This is a genomic window from Calothrix sp. CBUCES-K 9914, from assembly GCF_059640475.1.
Map to the genome: position 1 here is coordinate 1 of NZ_JBXXZH010000416.1, position 5240 is coordinate 5240.

4 protein-coding genes are annotated in these 5240 nt (G+C 41.2%); 3 read left to right on the top strand and 1 reads right to left on the bottom strand.

The features are described 5' to 3' along the window. The 3 genes from AC2JBO_RS42830 to AC2JBO_RS42840 all read left to right on the top strand — a co-directional run. Positions 1-2246, top strand: a 2246-nt coding sequence (locus AC2JBO_RS42830) for a PAS domain-containing sensor histidine kinase (RefSeq protein WP_496959707.1), incomplete at its 5' end; no start/stop codon positions are given. 10 nt (positions 2247-2256) lie between these two features. Continuing rightward, entirely contained in the window at positions 2257-2730 is a 474-nt protein-coding gene (locus tag AC2JBO_RS42835) for a response regulator (RefSeq protein ID WP_496959708.1), read from the top strand. Between the two features lie 13 nt (positions 2731-2743). Then, complete coding sequence (locus tag AC2JBO_RS42840) at positions 2744-4864, top strand: hybrid sensor histidine kinase/response regulator (RefSeq protein WP_496959709.1); 2121 nt, start codon at positions 2744-2746, stop codon at positions 4862-4864. On the opposite strand, the gene AC2JBO_RS42845 is transcribed toward AC2JBO_RS42840, so the two are convergent. Then, the coding region (locus tag AC2JBO_RS42845; protein WP_496959710.1) for an SRPBCC family protein at positions 4850-5240 on the bottom strand (391 nt) is incomplete at its 5' end. The genes AC2JBO_RS42840 and AC2JBO_RS42845 overlap by 15 nt on opposite strands.

Sequence of the window (5240 nt, forward strand, 5' to 3'; positions counted from 1 at the left end):
CTGGAACCCCTATGCGCGACGTTCAATACCGTTTACGGCGCCATGATGGTACATTCCGTTATTTTCTTGCCCGTGCAGTACCAATGCATAATGCAGAGAATAATATTACAAAATGGTTAGGTACATGTACTGATATAGATGACAAAGTAAAAGCAGAAGAAGCATTACGACGAAGCGAGCAGCGGCTACGTTTGTTTGTAGACTCCGATATAATTGGTATTATTTATTCAAATTTCCAAGGTGAAATTTACGAAGCAAACAACGCCTTTTTGAAGATGATAGGGTATACAAGAGAAGATGTTGATAATAAAACACTGAACTGGCACAATTTAACACCAAAAGAATATTTGCCTGTAGATGAAGCGGGTATTGTCGAAGCAATAACAAAGGGTGTTTGTACGACCTATGAAAAAGAGTATATTCGTAAAGACGGTTCGCGTATTCCTGTAATTATTGGTTATAGATTAGTCGAAGAGCAAGCAACAGTAACATTTGTATTAGATAATTCTCAAAGAAAGCGCGCGGAAGCAGAACGTGATAAATTCTTTAATGTCTCGATAGATTTACTAAGTATTGCTGGTTTTGATGGTTATTTCAAACGTATAAACCCTGCTTTTGTAAATACACTTGGTTATAGCGAAACAGAATTACTCTCCACTCCATTTTTAGATTTCATTCACAGAGATGATATTGCCCCAACTTTACGCGAACTCGAAAATTTAAAAAGTGGCACCACAACACTAAAATTCGAGAACCGCTATCGTTGTAAAAACGGTGAGTATAAATGGTTAGTGTGGAACTCAGTACCTGATATTGAAGCTGGGTTAATGTATGCTGTAGCCCATGATATTACCGAACGTAAAAAAACAGAAGAAGCTTTACGGCAAAGCGAAGAAAGGCTACGCTTATTTGCCGAATCTGATGTTATAGGTATGTTATACGGTGACACTAAAGGTGGTGTCTTCCAAGCAAACGATGCCTTCTTAGATATTATTGGTTATACGCGCGAAGATTTAGAAGCTCTTCGAGTTAGCTGGGTTGATATTACACCACCTGAATATTTACCTTTAGACGAAGCAGGTATTACAGAAGCATTAGCGCGCGGAAGTTGCACTCCTTACGAAAAGCAATACATTCGTAAAGATGGAACGCGCGTTGATGTATTAATAGGCTATATACTTCATGGTGAAGACCGCAGCCAATCAGTAGCGTTTATCTTAAATATTACTGATAGAAAACGTGCCGATGCTGAAGTGCGGCACCTCAACGAAACCCTCGAAGAACGGGTAAAACAGCGCACCGCTCAACTTGAAGCCGCAAATAAAGAATTAGAATCATTCTCTTACTCAGTATCTCATGATCTACGGGCGCCTTTACGTCATATAGCAGGGTTTATTGACTTGTTAAAAAAACGCTTAGAAAAACAAGAAATAGACTCTACCAGCAAACGATATATCAATACAGTAGTTGACGCAACAGCCCAAGCTGGTAAACTAATTGATGACTTATTAGCATTTTCACGCATGGGACGCGCGGAAATTCGCTATACAACATTAGATATGAATTTACTCGTGGAAGAAGTGAAGCGAGACTCCCACGATGTAATAAAAAATCGCCAGGTAATATGGTATGTAGAAACTCTTCCCCAGGTACAAGGCGACCCATCAATGCTGCGCCTAGTTTTGCGGAATTTGATCGAAAACGCTTTAAAATATAGCAAAACTCGTGAAGTGGCATCCGTTACAATTGGCACCCTAAAAGAAGTAGAAAGTGCTGAAAAAGAAGTGGAAAGTGCTGAGTGCTTAGTGCTGAGTAAGCAACCAGGAACTAAGGAAGAAGAGAGACTAAAAAAACAAAATACTCCTCCAACTCCTTACTGCCTACTCAGCACTCAGCACTCAGCACTCAGCACTCAAAACTTAGCACTCAGCACTCAGCACTCAGCACCCAGCACTCAAAACTTAGCAATGAGTACTCAAGAAGTAGTATTCTACGTCAAAGATAACGGAATTGGTTTTGACATGCGTTATATACATAAATTATTTGGTGTATTTCAACGCCTACATACAGACCCTCAATTTGAAGGTACTGGAGTTGGACTAGCAAACGTGCAACGTATTATTCACCGTCACGGTGGGCGTGTTTGGGCTATTGGCGAACTTGATATTGGGGCAACATTTTACTTTTCTTTACCGAAGAACAGTGAGATATTGCAACCATTAGAAGAGGTCAGGAGTGGAGATTAAAGAAAGGTCAATGGAATTAAAGCGCATACTCCTGGTCGAAGACAGCATTAATGATGTAGAGTTAATCCTGACTTCGCTGGCTGAAAATCATCTCGGTAACGAGGTTGTCGTCGTTCGGGATGGTGAGGAAGCCTTAGATTATTTATACCGTAGAGGTATGTACCGCTTGCGCCGTGAGGGCAACCCGGTAGTAGTTCTACTCGACTTAAAGTTACCGAAAGTAGATGGAATTGAGGTATTGTCAGAACTGAAAGCAAACAACTTGCTCCGGACTGTTCCAGTAGTAGTTTTGACAAGTTCGCGCGAGGAACATGACCTAGCGCGCTGTTATGAACTAGGGACAAATGCCTATGTAGTTAAGCCTATTGACTTTCACGAATTTGTGGATGTTATTAAAGGGCTAGGATTATTTTGGGCAATAATAAATGAACCACCTCCAGGTTCAATACCTCCCGCGCGTAGTAATGCTCAAGGAATTAGATAGGAGTTAAGATGATATGTCACAGCTAGTGTTTCTCTTGCTTGAAGATAGCCTGTTAGATACAGAATTAATCCAAGCGATACTCGCCGAGGGAGGCATTACCTGCGAACTAATTCAGGTACAAACAGGTGAGGAGTTTAAAGCTAAACTGTGTTCGTCCTGTTATGACCTGATACTTTCTGATTATTCCATACCTGGGTTCAATGGTATCGCCGCTTTAGAAATAGCGCAGCAGCTATGTCCTGAAGTGCCGTTTATTTTTGTGACGGCAACGATGGGTGAAGAAGTTGCTATCGAAACGCTCAAAAGCGGCGCCACAGATTATGTCCTGAAACAGCGTCTCGACAGGTTAGTGCCATCGATACAACGTGCCTTGCGACAGTGCGAAGAAATAAAAGCCCGTAAAAAAGCCGAAACCGAATTATACCGTCGTGAACAAGAATTTCGGGCGCTCGTAGAAAATTCACCCGATATTATTATCCGCTTCGATACGAATTTTCGTACTCTGTATATCAGCCCTGCAATTTCTCAAATTACAGATTTCCCACTAGAAAATTTACTCAACAAAACTCCCTACGAACAAAATCTAATTCCAGAATTTGTTTATACTCAGTGGGTTGAAGAAATGCAAACCGTACTAACTCAGCAGGAAGGGCGGTTTTTTGAATTAGAATATCCTTATAAAAACGGTACACGTTACCTCGATGTGCGAATGGTTCCTGAGTACGGAACTGATGGTTCAATCGAAACTATACTTAGTGTTGCTCGTGATATTACTGTTATTAAACGCGCGGAGATGAAACTGCGCGAGCAAAAAGAAGAGCTAGAAGAACTTAACCGCATCAAAGACGAGTTTTTAGCCGTACTTTCCCACGAACTGCGCTCGCCCCTCAACGCTATTTTAGGGTGGTCTAAAATATTACGAGGCCGTTCCGTAGATGCCGCAACTTCAGAACGCGCGTTAGAAACCATCGAACGCAACGCCAAATTACAAACTCAACTAATCGAAGACTTACTTGATGTATCGCGTATCATTCGCGGTAAATTAAGTTTAAAACCTCTAAAAACAAACTTAGTACCCGCAATTGAAGCAGCAATCGATACGATGCGTCTCGCAGCGCAAGCAAAATCAATCGATTTTAGATTTTCGATTTTGGATTTTGCTTCGCAGATGAATGGATTAGGCAGTGATAATCTAAAATCCAAAATCCATTCATGTCCGCAGGAAAATCCAAAATTTGAAGTTCTTGGCGACCCCAACCGCTTACAGCAAATCGTTTGGAACCTACTATCAAACGCGATAAAATTTACACCAAACACAGGAAAAGTAGAAGTAATACTCGAACGAGTTGAGCAACAGCAACCAGATATCATCTCCAACTCCTCACTCCTAACTCCTCACTCCTCACTCCTAACTCCTAACTATTCCACCTTTGCTCAAATAACCGTTAAAGACACAGGTATGGGTATAAAGAGTGACTTTTTGCCATATGTATTTGACTCATTTCGTCAGGCAGATGGTTCATCAACGCGGAGGTATGGAGGTTTAGGGTTAGGACTAGCAATAGTACGGCATCTCGTAGAACTTCATGGTGGAAACGTTTCAGCACATAGTTCCGGAGAAGGTAAAGGCGCCACATTCACGGTTCGCATACCTTTAGTAGGGAGTGCTGAGTTAAAATTGCTGAGTGCTGAGTCAGAAGAAAGGTACTCAGCACTCAGCACTCAGCACTCAGCACTCAGCACTCAAAACTTAGCCCTTTCCGGTATAACAGTATTAGTTGTAGATGATGATACAGACTCGCGCGAGTTTTTAGTTTTTGCATTAGAAGCATCAGGCGCCGAAATAGTAGCAGTTGAGTCAGCACAACGGGCGCTTGAAGTGATAAAAAAGGTGAAACCGATGGTATTAGTTAGCGACATTGGAATGCCAGAGCAAGATGGTTACAGTTTAATTCGTTCTATTCGTAAACTGCCATATGAAGAAGGAGGTGCAACTCCAGCTATTGCTTTAACAGCATATGCAGGTGATGGAGACAAAAAAGCCGCAATAGCCGCCGGCTTCCAAGCTCATCTTCCCAAACCTGTGACGCCAGATGATATTGTTAATGCAATTCAAGAACTAGTGCAAAACTAGTAAGCCATATTGTGTATATATTTGTTCTAACTTAGAGGCGCCTTGAAGCGAACAGTTTTTAACAAATATAAAGTGAGGAACCCAAAACCATTTCATAAGTTTAAAACTCCATCCAGTAGCTTTTTCCCAAGAACCGAACCGAGTGCGTCCATTTCCCAAGTCTTGCATATAGTATGTGTGACGCGCATAAAAACCCGGAAGAATAGTTACTTCCCAAGTGACTTTACGTTCAGTTTCTTGTTCAGTTTCTAATTCAATAATCTTTGCTATTGCAGGCATTTTATAAATAAACCACCCACGTATAGGTTGAAAGCACCATATTAATTGTTTGCCAACTTCCAACTTCTTATTAAACGTCCAAAAAAAACAATCATTC